The organism is Actinoplanes sp. DH11, from assembly GCF_020873875.1.
Classification (GTDB): domain Bacteria; phylum Actinomycetota; class Actinomycetes; order Mycobacteriales; family Micromonosporaceae; genus Actinoplanes.
The window spans coordinates 34,339-53,187 of sequence record NZ_JAHWGU010000021.1 but is presented as its reverse complement, the minus strand read 5'-3'; the positions used below and the strand labels follow the sequence as shown (position 1 = coordinate 53,187).

Annotated in this window: 18 protein-coding genes; 11 read left to right on the top strand and 7 right to left on the bottom strand. The window is 71.8% G+C overall.

What is annotated here, in order from left to right; all coding sequences use genetic code 11:
• Positions 1–31: 31 nt before the first annotated feature.
• Together LPA41_RS27415 and LPA41_RS27410 are read left to right on the top strand one after the other, a co-directional pair.
• On the top strand, positions 32–1,534 hold the full coding sequence (locus LPA41_RS27415; RefSeq protein ID WP_229073774.1) for an IPT/TIG domain-containing protein: 1,503 nt from the start codon (positions 32–34) through the stop codon (positions 1,532–1,534).
• A gap of 10 nt (positions 1,535–1,544) precedes the next feature.
• Positions 1,545–2,453: an IPT/TIG domain-containing protein gene (locus tag LPA41_RS27410; RefSeq protein ID WP_229073773.1), complete on the top strand. Its 909-nt coding sequence runs from the start codon at positions 1,545–1,547 to the stop codon at positions 2,451–2,453.
• A 9-nt stretch (positions 2,454–2,462) separates the two neighbouring features.
• Here the strand turns inward: LPA41_RS27410 and LPA41_RS27405 are convergent, their stop codons facing one another.
• From LPA41_RS27405 to LPA41_RS27395, 3 genes are all read right to left on the bottom strand, one after another.
• Positions 2,463–3,338 carry a deoxyribonuclease IV gene (locus tag LPA41_RS27405; protein ID WP_229073772.1) on the bottom strand — a complete coding sequence of 292 codons (876 nt, stop codon included), beginning with the start codon at positions 3,336–3,338 and terminating at the stop codon, positions 2,463–2,465.
• Positions 3,326–5,320 carry a Stk1 family PASTA domain-containing Ser/Thr kinase gene (gene pknB / locus LPA41_RS27400; protein WP_229073771.1) on the bottom strand — a complete coding sequence of 665 codons (1,995 nt, stop codon included), beginning with the start codon at positions 5,318–5,320 and terminating at the stop codon, positions 3,326–3,328. Before pknB ends, LPA41_RS27405 begins: the two co-directional genes overlap by 13 nt.
• A gap of 142 nt (positions 5,321–5,462) precedes the next feature.
• On the bottom strand, positions 5,463–6,293 hold the full coding sequence (locus LPA41_RS27395) for a hypothetical protein (protein ID WP_229073770.1): 831 nt from the start codon (positions 6,291–6,293) through the stop codon (positions 5,463–5,465).
• A 36-nt stretch (positions 6,294–6,329) separates the two neighbouring features.
• Between LPA41_RS27395 and LPA41_RS27390 the strand changes: the two genes are divergently transcribed.
• Positions 6,330–6,680, top strand: a complete 351-nt coding sequence (locus LPA41_RS27390; protein WP_229073769.1) for an Rv2175c family DNA-binding protein — start codon at positions 6,330–6,332, stop codon at positions 6,678–6,680.
• Between the two features lie 17 nt (positions 6,681–6,697).
• Here the strand turns inward: LPA41_RS27390 and LPA41_RS27385 are convergent, their stop codons facing one another.
• The gene (locus LPA41_RS27385) at positions 6,698–7,753 is read right to left on the bottom strand and encodes a polyprenyl synthetase family protein (protein ID WP_229073883.1); all 1,056 of its coding nucleotides are present in this window, start codon (positions 7,751–7,753) and stop codon (positions 6,698–6,700) included.
• Positions 7,754–7,845: 92 nt separating this feature from the next.
• On the opposite strand from LPA41_RS27385, the gene metF reads away from it, so the two are divergent.
• From metF to LPA41_RS27360, 5 genes are all read left to right on the top strand, one after another.
• Entirely contained in the window at positions 7,846–8,769 is a 924-nt protein-coding gene (gene metF / locus LPA41_RS27380) for a methylenetetrahydrofolate reductase [NAD(P)H] (RefSeq protein ID WP_229073768.1), read from the top strand.
• Position 8,770: 1 nt separating this feature from the next.
• Positions 8,771–9,415: a CDP-alcohol phosphatidyltransferase family protein gene (locus tag LPA41_RS27375; RefSeq protein WP_374238216.1), complete on the top strand. Its 645-nt coding sequence runs from the start codon at positions 8,771–8,773 to the stop codon at positions 9,413–9,415.
• Positions 9,416–9,502: 87 nt separating this feature from the next.
• Positions 9,503–9,940 carry an HNH endonuclease gene (locus LPA41_RS27370; protein WP_229073767.1) on the top strand — a complete coding sequence of 146 codons (438 nt, stop codon included), beginning with the start codon at positions 9,503–9,505 and terminating at the stop codon, positions 9,938–9,940.
• A gap of 136 nt (positions 9,941–10,076) precedes the next feature.
• Complete coding sequence (locus LPA41_RS27365; protein WP_229073766.1) at positions 10,077–10,343, top strand: MarR family transcriptional regulator; 267 nt, start codon at positions 10,077–10,079, stop codon at positions 10,341–10,343.
• A 34-nt stretch (positions 10,344–10,377) separates the two neighbouring features.
• The gene (locus tag LPA41_RS27360; protein ID WP_229073765.1) at positions 10,378–10,521 is read left to right on the top strand and encodes a hypothetical protein; all 144 of its coding nucleotides are present in this window, start codon (positions 10,378–10,380) and stop codon (positions 10,519–10,521) included.
• Positions 10,522–11,303: 782 nt separating this feature from the next.
• Here LPA41_RS27360 and LPA41_RS27355 read toward each other — a convergent pair.
• The 3 genes from LPA41_RS27355 to LPA41_RS27345 are packed head-to-tail and all read right to left on the bottom strand — an operon-like array spanning position 11,304 to position 14,655.
• Positions 11,304–12,047 (bottom strand): succinate dehydrogenase/fumarate reductase iron-sulfur subunit, encoded by a 744-nt coding sequence (locus tag LPA41_RS27355; RefSeq protein ID WP_229073764.1) that lies wholly within the window; start codon positions 12,045–12,047, stop codon positions 11,304–11,306.
• Positions 12,047–13,987 (bottom strand): fumarate reductase/succinate dehydrogenase flavoprotein subunit, encoded by a 1,941-nt coding sequence (locus LPA41_RS27350; protein WP_229073763.1) that lies wholly within the window; start codon positions 13,985–13,987, stop codon positions 12,047–12,049. The genes LPA41_RS27355 and LPA41_RS27350 overlap by 1 nt, the downstream gene beginning before the upstream one ends.
• Positions 13,988–13,989: 2 nt before the next feature.
• The gene (locus tag LPA41_RS27345; RefSeq protein WP_308036623.1) at positions 13,990–14,655 is read right to left on the bottom strand and encodes a succinate dehydrogenase cytochrome b subunit; all 666 of its coding nucleotides are present in this window, start codon (positions 14,653–14,655) and stop codon (positions 13,990–13,992) included.
• A gap of 146 nt (positions 14,656–14,801) precedes the next feature.
• Between LPA41_RS27345 and LPA41_RS27340 the strand changes: the two genes are divergently transcribed.
• From LPA41_RS27340 to LPA41_RS27330, 3 genes are all read left to right on the top strand, one after another.
• Positions 14,802–15,746: a LysR family transcriptional regulator gene (locus LPA41_RS27340; RefSeq protein ID WP_229073880.1), complete on the top strand. Its 945-nt coding sequence runs from the start codon at positions 14,802–14,804 to the stop codon at positions 15,744–15,746.
• A gap of 33 nt (positions 15,747–15,779) precedes the next feature.
• On the top strand, positions 15,780–16,523 hold the full coding sequence (locus LPA41_RS27335) for a methyltransferase domain-containing protein (RefSeq protein WP_229073762.1): 744 nt from the start codon (positions 15,780–15,782) through the stop codon (positions 16,521–16,523).
• A gap of 180 nt (positions 16,524–16,703) precedes the next feature.
• Entirely contained in the window at positions 16,704–18,431 is a 1,728-nt protein-coding gene (locus LPA41_RS27330; protein ID WP_229073761.1) for a substrate-binding domain-containing protein, read from the top strand.
• The last annotated feature ends 418 nt before the right edge of the window (positions 18,432–18,849 follow it).

The window sequence follows — 18,849 nt, the reverse complement described above, 5'->3', positions numbered from 1 at the left end:
AGACGGCGGCCCGGCGGCCGATAAGAGCTTCGTGAGCTACCGCACACGGGCCCGCCGGGCCACCGCACTCGCCACCGCCGTGGTCGCCGGGCTCGCCGTGGTGGTCGTGCACCCCGGCACGGTCCTCGCCGCGGGCGGCGCCCCCGGATCCGCACGGACCCGGACCGCAGCCGACTACCTTCCCGTGGTCGCGCGCCTCGAGCCCGACTCCGGCCCGGTCACCGGCGGCACCGCCGTCACGGTGCGCGGCCGGAACCTCAGCGAGCTGAGCCGCGACGACCCCGAGGCGGTGATGTTCGGTGCCGTCCCGGCGACCCGATTCGTGATCGTGTCGGACGTCGAGCTGCTGGCGATCAGCCCGCCCGGCGCGAACGGTGCCGCTGCCGTCCGGGTGAAGAGCATCTACGGCGCCGGGACCGCGACCGTGGACTTCAGGTACCGGACCCCGCTGGGCGTCGAGTTCGACAGCGTCGAGGCCGGCGCCGCCGGGGGCACCTCGATCGTCGTCGCCGTCACCGGCGGCACCGCGGGCGCGACGGCCGCCGAGTTCCGGGCCATGAAGATCACCGCCAAGGTCGGCGGGACCACCGCGACCGTCGCCTGGGTGGACCCGGAGCACGTCCGGATCACCGTACCGGCGACAACCCGGGCCGCCGCCGTCCCGATCGTGCTCGCCCAGGACGGGCTGGCCGGCCCCGAGTCGACCGGCACGGTCAACTACCTCCCGTCGGTCACCCGGGTCGCACCGGCCAGGATCGAGACGGCCGGCGGCGCCACCGTGCAGATCACCGGTGCCGGTTTCCTCGGCGTGGACCCGGCGGACCCGTCCGCGGTCGCCTTCGGTGACACCCCGGCGGCCTCGTTCACGGTGGTGTCGGCGACCCAGATCAACGCCGTGGCACCGCCCGGTGCCGCCGGTTACGCCGCGGTCCGGGTCACGGCGGCCGGTGGGACAAGTCCGGCGTCCGACGTGGCCCGGGTCAGCTATCGGGGACCGCTCGGCCTGGACACCGCCGACGGCCGGCAATTCGTCCGGGCCGGCGGCGGCCAGCACGTCCTGGCGGTCACCGGCGGCACCCTGGGCGCCGACGCCAAGGCGTTCACCGCCGAGAGGATCTCGGTCCGGATGGGCACCCGGAAGCTGACCACCGCCTACGTCGACGCCACCCACCTGCGGGTGACCCTGCCCGCGATGACCACCGCGACCGCGGACCTGCAGCTGGTGCAGGACACCCTCGCCGGCCCGGTGGTCACGTTCCCGGTGGCGCCGGTGGTGACGGCGCTCTCGCCGGCCGTCGGCACCGTGGCCGGCGGGAAGACGGTGAAGGTCACCGTGGCCGGCACCGGTGAGCCCACCGGCTTCATGTTCGGCGCCAACCCGGCCACCTGCACCGCCCAGAAGCCGACGGTCCACATCTGCACCGTCCCGGCCACCACCGCGGCCGGCCCGGTGGCGGTGAGTTTCACCTCGGCCGCCGGGGAACCGAGCCGCTTCACCGCCGCCGCCACCTTCGCCTACACCGACCTCGACTGAGGGAGCCACCATGTCCGCCATGCTCCGCAGCTCGGCCGCCGTCGCGGCAGGCGTCTTCGTGATCGCCGGGGCCGGTGCGGCCGCCGGCGCCGTCCGGGCTGCCGCGCCGCCGCTGCCGGCTGTCTCCGGGATCACCCCGGCCAAGGTCAGTACCGCCGGTGGCACCACGGTCACCATCACCGGCCGCAACTTCACCGAGGTCACCGCGGTCACGTTCGGCGGCGCGGCGGCCACCTCGTACACCGTCACCTCGATCACCAGGATCACGGCGGTGGTGCCGGAAGGCAGCAGCGGCGCCGCGCCGGTGACCGTCACCGCTGCCGGTGGCGAGAGTCCCGCCGGCACCCGCAGTGTCGTCACCTACCGGACCCCGCTCGGCATCGACACGTCGGCGAACCCGGTGGCCAAGGCCAGTGGCGGCCCGGTGATCCTGACCGTCACCGGCGGCACGCTCGGCGCGACCGCCAAGGATTTCGGCAAGGAGGCCGTCTCGGTGCTGTTCAACAACCGGCGGATCTCGGCGCTCCACGTCGACGAGAACCGGCTGAAGATCACCGTGCCGGCCACCGCCGCGGACTCCGCGCAGGTCTCCGTGCTGCACGACACGGTCGCGGGCGAACCGGCCACCATCACGCTGGCCCCGGTCGTGACAAGCCTGTCGGTGAAGACCGCCACCGTGGCCGGCGGGGTACGGGCCACGATCCGGGCGGCCGGCGCGAACATCGCCGAGGCGTCCGATTTCCGGTTCGGGGACAACCCTGCCGAGTGCACCCGGCAGGGCAGCACCCTGAGCCCGTCCTTCGTCTGCGTCGTGCCGGCGTCCGACGAGGCCGGTCCGGTGGCGGTGACCTTCACGTCGGGCAGCGGCACCCCGAGCCGGTTCACCGCCGCCGCGACCTTCAGTTACACCGACAACTAGCGCCGGCTGCTACGCCGCCGGGGTGTCGCGCAGGGACTTGAGCAGGGCGATGTCGGCGGCGTGGCCCTCGTGCTCCACGGTCGGGGTCTCCACGATGACGGGGACGCCGGCGGTGGCCGGGTGGCTGAAGAGCTCGGCGAACGGTGCCGCGCCGATGGTGCCCTTGCCGATCGTCTCGTGCCGGTCCCGGGTGGAGCCGCAGGCGTCCTTCGAGTCGTTCGCGTGGATCAGTTGCAGCCGGCCCGGGCCGGTCGCGGCGACCAGGGCGTCGAGCGTCTCCGTCATGCCGCCCGGGGTGGCCAGGTCGTGCCCGGCCGCCCACGCGTGGCAGGTGTCGAAGCAGACACCCAGCCACGGGTGCTGCTCGACCGCCGCCAGGTAGGCCTCCAGGTCCTGCACCTTCGATGCCAGGCTGCGCCCGCCGCCGGCGCTCGGCTCGACGAGCAGCCTCGGCAGCCCCTCGGCCGCCGCCCGGTCGAGCAGCGGCAGCAGCGACTCGTGCAGCTGGTGCATGGCCTTCTCGGTGTGCGCCTCGTCGACCGAGCTGCCGGCGTGGTAGACCACGGCCGTCGCGCCGATCGCCTTGCCGCGCAGCAGCGCGTGTTCCAGCGTCGCCACCGAGCGTTCCACGGTCAGCGTGGTGGGCGAGCCCAGGTTCACCAGCAGGGAGGCATGGATGTACGCCGGGACGCCGCGTTCGCCGCACCCGTCACGGAACAGCGTGTCCTGTTTCGGGTCGCCGGGCGGCAGGGCCCAGCCCCGCGAGTTGGAGACGTAGACCTGCAACGTCTCCGAACCCGCGGCGTCGACGTAGGGCAGAGCCGCTTTCGCGAGCCCGCCCGACGTCTTGGTGTGCGAACCGATCCGTCGATCTAGAAGAAGCACTGGAGCTGCACCAGACTCTGCGGCTGGACCTGGGTGTTGCCACCGGGGTTCTGGCCGCGGACCGTACCGTTGGGGTCGAGGTTGATCTGCACCTGGAGACCCAGCTGCTGGAGGGTCGCCTGGGCCTGCTGGCAGGGCTGGCCGGTCAGGTCCGGCACGGTGACCAGCGGCGGGCCCTTGCTGACGTCGAGGGTGACCTCGGCGCCCTTCTCCACGCCGGTGCCCGGTTTCGGCGACTGGCCGATGACCGTGTCGGCCGGCTGGTCGCTCTCCTTGTAACGCTCGGCGCCGGTCAGGCCCTCCTGCGCCAGGATGGTGCTCGCCTCGTTGATGTTCTTGCCGGTCAGGTCGGGGATGGTGATCGGGGCCTGGCCACGGCTCAGCACCAGGGTGACGGTGTCGCCCGGTTTCACCTGCTCACCGGCCTTGGGGGCGGTGGAGAGCACGACGCCCTCGGGCGCGGTGTCGCTGTACTGCGCCCGGCCTTCCTTGACCTTGACGCCGAGGCTCTCCAGCTCGCCCTTGGCGGCGGCCAGCTCGACGCCGACCAGGTCGGGCACCGGGTACACCTCGGGGCCGAGGGAGAGGCTCAGGGTGATCGTCTCACCCTTGATCATCTTCTCCTGGGCGGCCGGGCTCTGCGCGACGACCGAGTCCTTCGGGACGCGGTCGTCGTACTTGCCGTCGCCGATGACGGTCTTGAAGCCCTTGGACTCGGCGTGCGCGATCGCGTCGGCCTGCGGCATGTTGAGCAGGGTGGGCGCCTCGTCGTAGCGACCGGCGGTGACCCACCAGGTGCTGCCGATGATGACCAGGGCCATCACCGCGATGAGCGCGCCCAGCACGACGCGGCGGCGGTCGGCGAAGAAGCCGCCGGAAGGCTCGGCGGAGCGGCGGTGCGGCGCGGTGCGCGCACCTGCCTGCTCCGGCAGGCGGGCCCAGGCGGGGCGGTGCGAGGCCTGATGGTACGACCCGGCGGGCACCGGCGGCACCACGGCTGTCGCGTCGGCGGGCCGGGCCGGCACGGCCGGGACGATCGTGGTGGCGTCCGACATGCCGGGGCGGGGCGGCACCTGACGCAGCAGCGCGGTCTCCACGTTCGCCGCGCCGAGACCGTCACGGACCGCCTGCACCTCGTTCAGCAGGGCGCCGGCGTCGGTGGGCCGGGCGCCCGGATCGCGCCGGGTGGCCCGGGCGACGAGCTTGTCGAGAGCGACCGGCAGGCCCGGCGTGACGGTGGACGGGGCGGGCACGTCGTTGTCCACGTGCTGCCAGGCCACCTCGACCGGCTCGGCACCGTCGAACGGCACCCGGCCGGTGAGCATCTCGAAGAGCACGATGCCGGCCGAGTAGACGTCGGTGCGGGCGTCGGCCTGACCGGTCTGCACGAGCTCCGGTGCGACGTACGCCACGGTGGCCATCAGCTGGCCCGAATCGTCCACCGTGCTTGCCTCGATGGCCCGGGCCAGACCGAAGTCGGCGACCTTGACCACGGCGTCGACCAGGTCGGCGGTGCCGCCGCTGGGTGCCTCGGCGACGAGCACGTTCTCCGGCTTGACGTCACGGTGCACCAGGCCGGCGCGGTGGGCGGCGGCGATCGCGGCGAGCATCTGCTCGAGGATCGCGAGCGCCTCGACCGGGGTCAGCTTGACGCGCTGGCTGAGCAGGTCGCGCAGGGTGCGCCCCTGCACGAACTCCATCACCAGGTAGGGGAGACCCTGATGGCGGCCCTGGTCGTAGACCGCGACGACATTGGGGTGGGAGAGGCGGGCGATCGTCTTGGCCTCGTCGGTGAACCTGTCGACGAAGTGGACGTTCGTGGCCTGCGACGGGTGGATGATCTTCAAGGCGACGTCGCGCCCGAGACGTTCGTCGGTGGCCCGGTAGACGGTCGCCATGCCACCGCGGGCGACGCGACCGGTAATCCGGTAGCGCCCGTCAATCGTTGTGCCGATCAACGTATCGGCGACTGTGGTGTCCATCGGCGTGAAGTGTATGTGTCTTTCCCGTGAGGGTGGACCAGGATGTCACAGCTGAGTCCAAACGGGTACCTGAACTCGCCATGACCTGCCACAACTTGCTCCCGCTCGTCCGCCGCCAGCAGCCAAGACATGATTTGTCCGGCTAACTCCGGTGTGCGCGGCGGTGACGGTGGCCGGTGCTGTCGCCGCTCGCGCTGCCCTGCGGCGCCGGTGAGGCCGAGCCGGACGGCTGCGGCCGGCCGGTGTCACCCGGGGTCCCGGACGGCTGGCCGGCCGAGGGGGAGACCGAGATCGCCGGCGCCGGTGCGGGTCCGGTCGGCGTCGGCACCGGCGGGGTACGGCAGTCGCACGGCGTCGGGTTCGCCTGCCGGGTCTTCTCCGGTGCCACCGTCCGCGGCCGGGGCCGGCGCTCGGTGGCCGGTACCGGCGGTTCGCCGGAGGCGGCTCTCACCGGCGGAACGGTGGACGTCCGGGTGCCGGGTGCCGCGGTGCCGGCGCTGGGACCGGCCGGGCCGGTGGGGTCGGCCGGGCGGGTCCGGGACCGGGTGGGCTTCGGCGGGACCGTACCCATGCCCGCCTCGCCACCAGCGGTGCCATCCACCGGGATCGGGCGCTCGACCGCCGCTTGCGGCGGCGCCTGGGGGACCACGCCGCGCGGCACGCTGAAGATGGTGGTGGCGACGAGGTACGACCCACCGGCACCGGACAGGGCGAGCACACAGAACGCCGTAACCGCGACAAATCGCCTAGGGGGCCGGGCGTCGGTCCGGGGCGCCGCCGCGGGCAGGTCGACGAGCGAGCCCGGGAAGGTGTGCAGACCCGTCGAGGTGACGTCCCGGTCGCCGGTCGCCGCGCCGCCCGTCTGCCGGGGATCACCGCTCCCCGGCGGCGTGCCGGGCCGCCGGCCCAGGTCGTAGCCGACCGAACGCCACGCTCCCGCCACCTCGCCGCGAATCCTGTGCCACAGGCTCATCAACAGTTCTCCGATCTGGTCTGGCACGCTGTACGAGTGAGCGAACCCGTAACCGCCGGCCCGGCCGGATGGATCACCCTGCCGGACCTGGCCGAGAAGCTCGGCCTGTCGATCAGCAAGGTGCACCAGATGATCCGAGAAGGAGCCCTGCTCGCCGTCCGGCGGGACGGCGTCCGGCTGGTGCCGGCCGAGCTGGTGGCGAACGCCACTGTTCTCAAGCACCTGCCCGGCGTCCTGAACTTGCTGCACGACGCCGGGTACAACGACGAAGAGGCCCTTCGGTGGCTCTACGAGCCCGATGCGGAACTCGGGGGCAGCGCGGCACTGGCCCTCGGCGGCGATCTGGCGCGCGAGGTCAAGCGCCGCGCGCAGGCGGTCGGCTTCTAGCGGCCGCCGCCCGGCGGTCAGACGGAACGGCGGGTGGCGGCCTCGGCCAGGGCGTACAGCACGCTGCGGGCCTCGTCCTCGATCGGGGCCTGCTTCAGCGCGTCCAGCGCCTCGCCGGTGAGCGTGTCGATCCGGCTCTCGGTCGCGGCGAGCGCGCCCGAACCTCGGATGATCTCGCGCAGCCGCCGAACCCCGGCGTCGTCCAGGCCCGGGTCGCCGAGGCCGGCGTCCAGCTCGGCCCGGCTGCCCTCCGCCAGCGCGGCGAACGCGGCCGCCACCAGATAGGTCCGCTTGCCCTCGCGCAGGTCGTCACCGGCCGGTTTGCCGGTGACCTCCGGGTCGCCGAAGACGCCGAGCACGTCGTCACGCAGCTGGAAGGCCTCACCGAGCGGCAGGCCGAAGGCGGTGTACGCCGCGTGGACCTCGGGACCGCCGCCGGCCAGAGCCGCGCCGAACAGCAGCGGGCGTTCGACGGTGTACTTCGCGGACTTGAACCGGGCCACCTTGCCGGCCCGCTCCAGCGAGGTGTCGCCGGTGGCCTGGGTGAGCACGTCCAGGTACTGCCCGACGGTCACCTCGGTGCGCATCCGGTCGAAGACGGCGCGGGCCCGGGCCAGGTCGGTCAGTGGCAGCCCCGACCCGTGCAGCAGCTCGTCCGACCAGACCAGGGCCAGATCGCCGAGGAGCACCGCCGCCGAGTCACCGAACCCGGCCGCGCCGGCCCGCCAGCCGGACCGGACGTGCAGCGCCTCGAACCGCCGGTGCACCGACGGCTCGCCGCGCCGGGTGTCCGAGCGGTCCATCAGATCGTCGTGGATCAGCGCGCTCGCCTGCACCAGCTCCAGCGCGCTCACCGCCGCGACCACCTCGTCCGAGTCGACGCCGCCGGCACCGCGGAACCCCCAGTACGCGAAGGCGGGGCGCAGCCGCTTGCCGCCGCCGAGCACGAAGGCGGACACCGTCCCGGCCACCTCGTCGAGCGCCGGGTCGATCTCCAGCAGCCGGGCCCGCTGTGTGGCGAGGAAACCGGCGAGGGCCTTGTCGACCCGTTGACGCAGGCCGGCGGGGTCCAGTGGTGAAGTCGTCACGACCACGACGCTATCGCCTCCGCGGAGCGGTGGCGCGGGCACGTCCGGCGGGAGCCGGCGGCCGGTAGAGTACGGATGTGTCTCTCGGACTTCCTTCCCGGCTGCCCGGAACGCCGTCGGTCGGCGCGCTGATCCGCGAGGCGGCGCCGACGTTCTCGTTCGAGTTCTTCCCGCCCAAGACACCCGAGGGCGAGCGGCTGCTCTGGCAGGCGATCCGGGAGCTGGAGTCGTTGCGGCCCAGCTTCGTCTCCATCACCTACGGCGCCGGCGGCACCACCCGGGACACCACGGTGGCCGTCACCGAGCGGGTCGCCACCGAGACGACGCTGCTGCCGATGGCCCACCTCACCGCGGTCAACCACTCCGTCGCCGAGTTGCGCAACGTGATCGGCCGGCTGGCCGGCGCGGGCATCCGCAACGTGCTCGCGGTCCGCGGCGACCCGCCCGGCGACCCGATGGGCGAGTGGGTGCGGCACCCCGACGGCGTGCTCTACGCCGAGGACCTGGTCCGGTTGATCCGCGAGGCCGGCGACTTCAACGTCGGCGTGGCCGCCTTCCCGTTCAAGCACCCCCGTTCCGCCGACGTCGAGGCCGACACCCGCAACTTCGTCCGCAAGTGCCGGGCCGGTGCCGACTTCGCGATCACCCAGATGTTCTTCGAGGCCGACGACTACCTGCGCCTGCGCGACCGGGTCGCGGCGGCCGGCTGCGACACACCGATCGTGCCCGGTCTCATGCCGGTGACCCGGATGGCGACGATCGAGAAGTCCCAGCAGCTGTCCGGCGCGCCGTTCCCGCCGGCGCTGCTGCGCCGCTTCGAGCGGATCGCCGGTGACGAGGCCGCGGTGCGCGAGCTGGGCATCGAGACGTGCGTCGAGATGTGCGCCCGGCTGCTCGACGAAGGTGTGCCCGGCATCCACTTCATCACCCTCAACCGGTCCACGGCCACCCGGGAGGTGTGGCAGCGGCTGGCGCCCACCGAGGTCGCGGCTGCCGCCTGAGGTGACCTGGGACGAGTACGTCACCGCCTGGTCCAAGCTGCACGGCGGCTTCGACCCGCGGCAGGCCGCCCCCGTGGTCCGTGGGTGGGTGCGTGGCGCGTACCGCATCGGCTCCTTCCTGGGCCGTAAGGGCGTCACCCCGTTCACGGTGACCGCCGCCGGGGTGCTCCTCTGCCTGGCCGTGCCGCTCGCGGCGCTGGCCGGTCGGCCCGGTCTGGCGCTGGGCGCGCTGCTGGTGCTGCTCGCGGCCGTCGCCGACGCGCTCGACGGCGCGGTGGCGGTGGTGACCGGGCGGATCAGCCGGGCCGGCTACATCTACGACTCGGTGGCCGACCGGGTGGGCGAGCTGGGCTGGCTGACCGCCTTCTGGGTGGGCGGGGCACCGGGCTGGCTGGTGGTCACCGCGGGCGCGGCGAGCTGGCTTCATGAATATGTACGGGCCCGGGCCGCCGCCGGTGGCATGCCCGAGATCGGGGCGGTGACCGTGGGGGAGCGGCCGACCCGGGTGTCGATCGCCTTCACCGCCCTCATCGCCGGGGCGCTGCTGCCCTGGCCGGTGTTCACGGTCGCCGCCGCCGCGTGGCTCGTGATGCAGGCCATCGGTTTCGGGCAATTGATTTTCGTGGTCCGCCGCGCCCTTCGCTGACTGTTTTAATCGGTTGTCGCCCGTCGATGCCGGACATTATTTTTCTCCTCAGCTGCTCGTCGTTTTACCTGCTGGGGGTGACTTTTCATGAGTGTGGTGCTGGTGCTGAACGCGGATTACGGACCGCTGCACCGGGTCAGCCTCCGGCATGCGATCCGGATGCTGTTCCGCCAAGTGGCGGTGGTGCACGAGGCGCAGCCGGACGACCGCATAGGTGTCTACCCGGTGCCCACCGTGGTCCGGCTCGTCAGCTACGTCGTCACGCGGTGGCGCCGCGGCCGGGGCCCGGCCTGGTCCCGGGCCGGCGTGCTCGCGCGGGACGGCCGGACGTGTGCCTACTGCGCCCGCGCGGCGTCCACGATCGATCACGTGCTGCCGCGCTCCCGCGGCGGCCGCAACGAGTGGGCCAACACGGTCGCGGCCTGTGGGAGGTGCAACAACCGCAAGGGGAACCGGACGCCCGCCGAAGCGCGGATGCCGCTGCTGGTGACGCCACTGGCGCCGACCTGGGCGTCGTTCTCCTGATCGACTCGGCCGGCGGGTGACACGGGGACCCGCCGGCCGTCCTACAGTGGGGTCATGCCCGGTCGGAACCCGCGTCATGCCCGGTGTCATGCCCGGTGTCATGCCTGGTGTCATGCCTGGTGTCATGCCTGGTGTCATGCCCGGTAGAGACGTCAGCGGCCTGCTCAACGCGGCCGGGCACGCCCTCGCCAACCGGCTCGCCGGAGCGCTGGCCGAGGTCGGGCTGACGCCGCGTACGCAGTGCGTGCTGGTGCATGCCCTCGACCGGGAACACACCCAGATCCAGCTCGCGGCCCTGGCGTTCCTGGACAAAACCACGATGGTCGCCACCGTCGACGAACTCGAGCGGCGCGGCCTCGCCACCCGGCAGCCACCGACCGCCGGGCCCGGATCATCGCGGTGACCGAAAGGGTCGTCAGGCCGCGGCGGCGGGGCAGATGATCGTGGACCGGGTGCACGAGGAGGCCCTCGCCGGCTTCGACGAGACTCGGCTGGAGGCGTTCGTCGAAGTGCTCACGGCGCTGGCCAACCCCGGTGCTGCGGCGGGACCCGGCCCGGTCCGGCGCCCGCGAGGACGCTGACGGCGTGCCCGTTGGCGGCGTGCCCGTTGGCGGCGTGCCCGTTGGCGGCGTGCCCGTTGGCGGCGTGCCCGTTGGCGGCGTGCCCGTTGGCGGCGTGCCCGTTGACGGCGTGCCCGTTGACGGCGTGCCCGTTGACGGCGCGCGCCGACGGGGGTGCCGACCGACTCTGCCGGGTGCCGCGCCGGGGTGTCCCTATGGCCTTGTCAAGCAGGCAGCGCGAGCTTTCCGCCGGTTTGCACTAGTGGTCGCGACGTGACGGGTGCGGAACGTGGCGCTCGGGATGTCGATGCGGCTGCGGGCGAGGCAGAGGAGTGCGGCGTGGTGGTTGCTTGCCACCCGGTTCGGTCGCGGTCCCTGGACAAGTAGTCGCGGCCGGCCCGCGTTGGGTCCGCGCGGCGGTGTTGATCTGCTAGCGGTGCGAGATCGCGGTTTTGACCCCTTGATCACAGCGATTTCGTAGCGCTAGCAGATCAACATCTCGCCAGGGACGACATGCGGCGCCACCGCGGCCGGAACCGGGGGCGCGTGTTGATGCGCGGGCGGCATCGGCTGGACGGCGATCGGGGTACGGCGCCCGGGTGTCGGCGGTGGGGCCTGGGCGATGTTGGCTGTGGGTGGCGGCGGCGCGGTGCTGGTCGCGGGTGTCAGCTGCTGGGGGCGGGCGCGACGCGGGACCGGCCCTGCCTGGCTGAGACGGAGACCGGCCCTGGCCGGCTGAGACGGAGACCGAGTGGCAGGGCACGCCGTTGTGCCCTGCCACCGGCAGTTCGGTCAGAGCCTGCTCAGTGCCGGGTCAGTGCCTTGCGGTAGTCGCTGTTCAGGCGCCCGATCAGGCTGAGCGGGATGCCCTTGGGGCAGACCTCCGCGCACTCGCCCATGTTGGTGCAGCCACCGAAACCGGCGTCGTCCTGTGCCTGCAGCATGTCGACCACCCGGGTGTCGCGCTCGGGCTGGCCCTGCGGGAGCAGGCCGAGGTGGGTGATCTTCGCGGCGGTGTACAGCATCGACGAGCCGTTCGGGCAGGCCGCGACGCAGGCGCCGCAGGCGATGCAGGTGGCCGCCTCGAAGGCCGCGTCGGCGTCCCGCTTGGGAACCGGCGTGGCGTGCGCGTCGGGCGCGGTGCCGGTCGGGGCGCTGATGTAGCCACCGGCCTGAATGATCTTGTCGAAGGCGCTCCGGTCGACGACCAGGTCCTTGATCACCGGGAAGGCGGCGGCGCGCCACGGCTCGACGTCGATCGTGTCGCCGTCGTTGAACTTGCGCATGTGCAGCTGGCAGACGGTGGTGGCCTTCTCCGGGCCGTGCGCCACGCCGTTGACGACCATGCTGCACATGCCGCAGATGCCCTCACGGCAGTCGTGGTCGAACGCGATCGGGTCCTCGCCGGAGAGGATCAGCGTCTCGTTGAGGACGTCGATCATTTCGAGGAACGAGGCGTCCGGGGAGATGTCCTTGACGTCGTACGTGACCATCCGGCCCTTGTCCTGCGGACCGGACTGACGCCACACCCGTACCTTGATGTTCATTACTTGTAACTCCGCGTGCTCGGGTGGACGTACTCGAAGTTGAGGTCTTCCTTGTGCAGGACCGGCTTGCCGTCGGCGCCGAAGTACTCCCACGCCGCGGCGTAGCTGAACTCGTCGTCGTGGCGCAGCGCCTCACCGTCCGGGGTCTGGCTCTCGGCCCGGAAGTGACCGCCGCAGGACTCCCGGCGGTGCAGCGCGTCGATGCACATCAGCTCACCGAGCTCGATGAAGTCGGCGACCCGGCCGGCCTTCTCCAGGTTCTGGTTGAGCTCCTCGCCCTTGCCGGGCACCTTCACCCGGGCCCAGAACTCCTCCTTGAGCGCCCGGATCAGGCCGATCGCCTTGGTCAGGCCCTCCTCAGTGCGCTCCATGCCGCAGTACTCCCACATGATGTGGCCGAGTTCGCGGTGGAAGGAGTCGACGGTCCGGTCGCCGTCGTTGGAGAGGAACTTCTGGATCTGGTCCTCGACCTGCCGGCGAGCCTCGACGACCGCGGGCTCGGTCTCGGTGACCGCCGGGAACGGTCCGGAGGCGAGGTAGTTGTTGATCGTGTTGGGGAGCACGAAGTAGCCGTCCGCGAGGCCCTGCATCAGCGCGGACGCGCCGAGGCGGTTCGCGCCGTGGTCGGAGAAGTTCGCCTCACCGATCACGAACAGGCCGGGGATGGTGGACTGGAGGTCGTAGTCGACCCAGAGGCCACCCATCGTGTAGTGCACGGCGGGGTAGATGCGCATCGGCGTCTCGTACGGGTCCTCGCCCGTGATCCGCTCGTACATCTCGAAGAGGTTGCCGTATTTCGCCTCGACCGCCTTGCGCCCCAGCCGCTGGATCGCGTCGGCGAAGTCCAGGTAGACGCCGAGGCCACCGGGGCCGACACCGCGGCCCTGGTCGCAGACGTTCTTGGCGGCCCGCGACGCGATGTCCCGGGGCACCAGGTTGCCGAACGACGGGTAGATGCGCTCCAGGTAGTAGTCGCGCTCGTCCTCGGGGATGTCGGCGGCCTTGCGGGTGTCCTTCTGCGCCTTCGGCACCCAGACCCGGCCGTCGTTGCGCAGCGACTCCGACATCAGGGTCAGCTTCGACTGGTGCGAGCCGGACTCCGGGATGCAGGTCGGGTGGATCTGCGTGTAGCAGGGGTTCGCGAAGAGCGCGCCCTTGCGATGCGCCCGCCACGCCGCCGTGACGTTGCAGCCCTTGGCGTTCGTCGACAGGAAGAACACGTTGCCGTAGCCGCCGGAGGCGAGCACCACGGCGTCGGCGAACTCGGTGGTGATCTCGCCGGTGACCATGTCGCGGACGACGATGCCGCGGGCCTTGCCGTCGACGATGATCACATCGAGCATCTCGTGCCGGGCGTTCATCTCGACGTTGCCGAGGCCGATCTGCCGCTCCAGGGCCTGGTACGCGCCGAGCAGCAGCTGCTGGCCCGTCTGGCCGCGGGCGTAGAACGTCCGGGACACCTGGGTGCCGCCGAACGAGCGGTTGTCGAGCAGGCCGCCGTACTCCCGGGCGAACGGGACGCCCTGCGCCACGGCCTGGTCGATGATGTTCACCGACTCCTGGGCCAGGCGGTAGACGTTCGACTCGCGGGCGCGGAAGTCGCCGCCCTTGACCGTGTCGTAGAACAGCCGGTAGACGGAGTCGCCGTCGTTGCGGTAGTTCTTCGCGGCGTTGATGCCACCCTGCGCGGCGATCGAGTGCGCGCGGCGCGGGCTGTCCTGGTAGCAGTACGTCTTGACGCGGTAACCCTGTTCGGCAAGCGTCGCCGCCGCGGAGCCGCCGGCCAGGCCGGTGCCCACCACGATCACGGTCAGCTTCCGGCGGTTCGCCGGGTTGACCAGCTTGGCGGCGAACTTGCGCCGCTCCCAGCGGGTCTCGATCGGTCCGTCCGGCGCCGCCTTGTCGACGATCGGCTCGCCCTCGGCCCAGAAATCAGTCATGTTCACTTCACCCATCCGAACGTCACCGCGAGCGGCACCGAGAGGTACATCGCGACCAGCACCACGGCGAGGACGAGCGAGGTGACCTGCGCCCGGAACTCGTTCTGCTTGCTCTGCTGGCCCAGGGTGCGTACCGCACTCCAGATGCCGTGCCGCAGGTGCAGGCCGACCGCGATCACCGAGACGACGTAGAAGAGCGTCACGTACCAGCGGTCCGGCGCGAAGTCCGCGATCACGTTGGCGTGCGGGCGCGTCGAGTCGCCCACCGGGTTCAGGTGACCGGTGGTCAGGTCGAGGATGTGGTAGATGATGAAGAGCAGGACGATCACGCCGCCCCAGCGCATCGTGCGGGCGGCGTAACTGCCCTGGACCTTGGGCCGGTGCGCGTACTTGACCGGCCGGGCCTTCTTCGCCCGGATGGTCAGCTGCGTCGCGGCGTAGATGTGCGCGACGATCGCCACCAGCAGGCCGATCCGCATGATCCAGAGGAACCAGACGTCCGGCAGCAGGGGCGTGCCGAGGGTCCGCAGCCAGTGCGCGTAGTGGTCGAAGTCCTCGTTGCCGACGAAGATCTTCATGTTGCCGGCCGCGTGCGCGAAGAGGAACAGGACCAGGGCGATACCACTGACCGCCATGATCAATTTAAGGGTGACCGACGAGGGTCGCACCGACTTGCGCGGCTTGGGGCGTGCCGTCGCACCCGCCGCGTTGGTCGTCTTCGGAATTGGAGTGTCTACCGCCACAACCTGGACGGTAGAAAGTCCCGAGTCATTCGTCTAATGCATGATGGGCCGACTGGTCATAGCGGTAGGCTATTAACGTGCAGCTGCAACAACTCAGGTACTTCGTGGCAGTGGCAGAGACCAGGCATTTCACGCATGCCGCCGATATTCTGGGCGTGTCGCAGCCTACGTTGAGTAAGCAGATTCACACCCTGGAGTCGTCGCTCGGCGCGCCACTGTTCGAGCGGATCCGGGGCGCGATCGCCCTCACCGTGGCCGGCGAGACCCTGCTGCCGCTGGCGCAACGCATGATCGCCGACGCCGACGCGGCCCTCGACGCGGTTCGCGACATCGTCGGCCTGCGCCGCGGTGAGGTGCGCCTGGGCGCCACCCCGAGCCTCTGCTCCTCGCTGGTGCCGGGGGTGCTCCGGTCCTACCGGGGTGAGCACCCGGACATCGAGCTGCACGTGAGCGAGGGCAGCTCGCAGGACCTGATCGCCAACCTGCTCGCGCACGCGCTGGACCTGGCCCTGATAGTGCAGCCGGAACACCCGCTGGACCCGGCGCTGGAGACCACCGACCTGCTGCGGGAGAGTCTGGTGGTCGCCTCGATGGCCAGTGAGCCGCCGCCCACCGTGGCCCGCCAGCTGGACCTCGTCGAGTTGCGGCACACCCCGATGGTGATGTTCCGCAAGGGTTACGACATCCGCGACGTGACGCTGCACGCCTGCGAACGGGCCGGGTTCACCCCGAAGCTCGCGGTCGAGGGCGGCGAGATGGACGCGGTGCTGGCCTTCGTCGAGGCCGGCCTCGGTGTGGCGCTGGTGCCGAGCATGGTGCTGGCCAACCGGCCGCTGCTGCGCGCGACGCCGCTGGCTCCCCCCGGCATGCGCCGGACGATCGCGCTGGCGCAGCGCCGGGGCGCGGTGCTGCCCCACGCGGCAGCCGCGCTGCGGGATGTGTTGCTCGGGCACATCGCGTCGGGCCGGCTTCCCTCAGGTGTACGGGCAATGCCCGGCACCGTCCACATCGGGTAGTCAGGTCGCCACCATCCGTTTAGCATCCGGGGTGTGTGGCATGGCGAGATCCGGCATCCCCGGCTGGTCGAGGTCTACGACGCCGAATGTCCCTGGGGCTGGGACGACGACTTCTTCATGGCCGTCCTCGCCGAGCACACCGCGCCGCGCGTGCTCGACCTCGGCTGCGGCACCGGCCGGCTCGCGATCGCGATGGCCGCGGCCGGTCATGCCGTCACCGGCGTCGGGCCGGCCGGCCCGGCCCTGGAGGCCGCCCGCCGCAAACCTGGAGCGGACCTGGTCGAGTGGGTCGAGGGCGCGGCCGGGTCGGTGCCGGCCGGCGCGTTCGACGCCGCGTTCCTGACCGGGCACGTCGCGCAGTTCTCCGTCGGAGATCAGGAATGGGCGGAACTGCTGCGTGCGGTGCGGCGGGCGCTCGTTGCCGAGGGGCGATTGATCTTCGACAGCCGGGATCCGGCGGCCGGGATCTGGGAGCGGTGGAATCCGGTGGAATCCCGGCGGGACATCGTGCTCGGCGACGGCACGGTGGTCGAGGCGTGGGTCGAGGTGACCGCGGTGTCCGGCGGTGTCGTCGAGCTGACCGAGCACTGTCTCCTCCCCGGTGGCGAGACCCTGACCGGGCCTGCCAGGCTGCGGTTCCGCACCGAGGCGGAGCTGCGGCAGTCGCTGGACGCGGCGGGTTTCCGGGTGGACCGCGTCTACGGCGGGTGGGGCCGGGAGCCGGTCGGGTCGAGCGGCGACGGCGAGCTGATCGTCATCGCTGTCGCGGACTCATGATCAGCGATTGCGATCCACGCCCGTCAATCCGACGGCTTTTCAAGATCGTATCCAGAATGTGCCGAGATCCGACCGCGGGCGTGGCGGAACGTGAATCCCGGACTAGTATCCGCCAGGCACCGACCATCACGACGGTTATCGATCTTCGCGGTTATTGATCTTGGCGACGGGTAAGGTGGCATGTCCGACAACGAGTGGCCAAGGGAGCTCCCGGCCGGCCATGGTGAGTGGAGCGACCCTCCACATCGTCCACGACGCGCGTTCCTCGCGGCAGTCCTGGTGCTGGCCGTGCTGGCCGCCGCCGGTGGGCTCACCTGGCAGCTGATGAGCAACGGCTCCCAGCCGCCGGACGCGCAGCCCAGCCTCGCCCCGGTGCCCTCGGCGGCCGCCCCGAGCGTCGCGCCCTGCCCCGACCCGGAGCTGAGCGTCGTCGCCGCGCCGGAGATCGAGCCGCTGGTCCGCGAGGCGGCCGCCACGCTCAACCCGACCGGGCAGCGCTGCGCGCCGATCGCGGTGCGCGCCGAGGAGCCCGGGGTCACCGCGCTCGCCGTGGGCCAGCAGCGGCCCGGCGTCTGGATCCCGTCCAGCAGCGCCTGGCTGACCGTCGCGAAGGACGCCGGCGCCGGATACGCGACCTCCGGCAAGCCGATCGCCTACTCACCGGTGCTGGTCGCCGCGCCGGAGGGGATCGCCAGCCTCTACGCGAAGGACGACCGGACCTCGTGGACCGGGCTGATCCAGGGCGCGACCGAGAGCAAGTTCCCGACCATCAGCATGCCCGACCCGCTGCGCACCACCGCCGGTCTGCTCAGTGTGCACGGGGTGCACGCGGCCACGGCCCGGACCACTGAGGACACCGGGATCGCCCAGCTGCGTGCGCTGACCCTGCGCAGCCGGCTCGAGGAGGCCACCGCCGACCCGGTCGAGCTGCTCACCCGGATGACGAAACAGACCGACGCGACCACCGCCGTCTACGACATCGGCATCTTCCCGGTGCTGGAGCAGCAGCTCACGGCGTACCAGGAGGCCGATCATCCGGTGCGGCTCGCCGGCTTCCCGCCGGCGGACGGCCGGGTCGAGGCCGACTACCCGTTCGCGATCGGCAAGGGCGCCGACAAGGACCTCGCCGCCGAGCTGCGCGAGGCGATCAGCGAGGAGGCTGTGGTCGCGGCCGGCTTCCGCGCCGAACCGACCGCCGGCGTGCTCCGGATGCCGCAGTCGGCGCGCAAGCTGCTGGCCCCGGTCCAGCAGTGGGCGCAATACCGGGACCTGGCCTTCCAGGTCCTGCTGCTGATCGACTCGTCCGGCTCGATGAACGAGGCGATCACCGACCGGTCCGGCCGGGCGAGCACCAAGGCGTCGTTGCTGCGCGAGTCCGGGGTGAGCGCCGCCGAGCTGTTCGGCGACGACACCACCATCGGGATGTGGTATTTCGGGACCGCCGCGGCCGACGGGCCGGCGCACACCGAGGTGGTGCCCTACGGGGCGATAAACGGCAACGTCGACGGGCGGACCCGGCGCGAGGCGCTGCGCGCGCAGATCGGTGCCTACAAGCCGGAGCGCAGCGCCGGGACCCCGCTCTACCAGGCGGTGCTCGACGGTGTGGAGACGATGCGCGCCGAGGTCAAACCGGGCACGGCGACGGTCGTGGTGGTGCTCACCGACGGCGCCGACGGCGGCACGAAGTTCGCGATGTCGGCCGACGCGTTCGCCCAGCGGCTGGCCGCCGCGCAGGACCCGGCGAGACCGCTGCCGATCATCGCGGTCGGCTACGGCCCGGACGCCAACTTGGGCGCGCTGACCACGATGGCCGAGGCCACCGGCGGCAAGGCGATCCCGGCCCGGAACCCGGCCGACCTGGCGTCGGCGATGGCGCAGGCGTTTCTGGCGGCCCACGAGCGCTCCTGAGCGGAGGCCCGGGTCTACGCCGATGGGCGTGCGGGCGTGCGGGTGGCGTGCGGGTCTACGCCGAGGGGCGTGCGGGCGTGCGGGTGGTGTGCGGGCGTGCGGGTCTACGCCAATGGGCGTGCGGGCGGGGGTGGCGTGCGCGTTTACGCCGACGGGCGTGCGGGCGTGCGGGTGGCGTGCGCGTCTACGCCGATGGGCGTGCGCGTCGGCGAAGTCCCGGACGGTTCTGATGAGCGCGTCGGGGGTCTCGATCTGCGGCAGGTGACTGGCTCCGGGAAGCATCGTGAACCGCGCACCGGGGGATCGCTGTGGCGAAGGCGCGGCTCGGCGGTGATCCAGCCGCCGATCGAGTTGCCGACCACCGTGACGTCCCGCAGGTCGAGGGCGTCGAGCAGAGCGACGTACGTCGCGGGTGTTG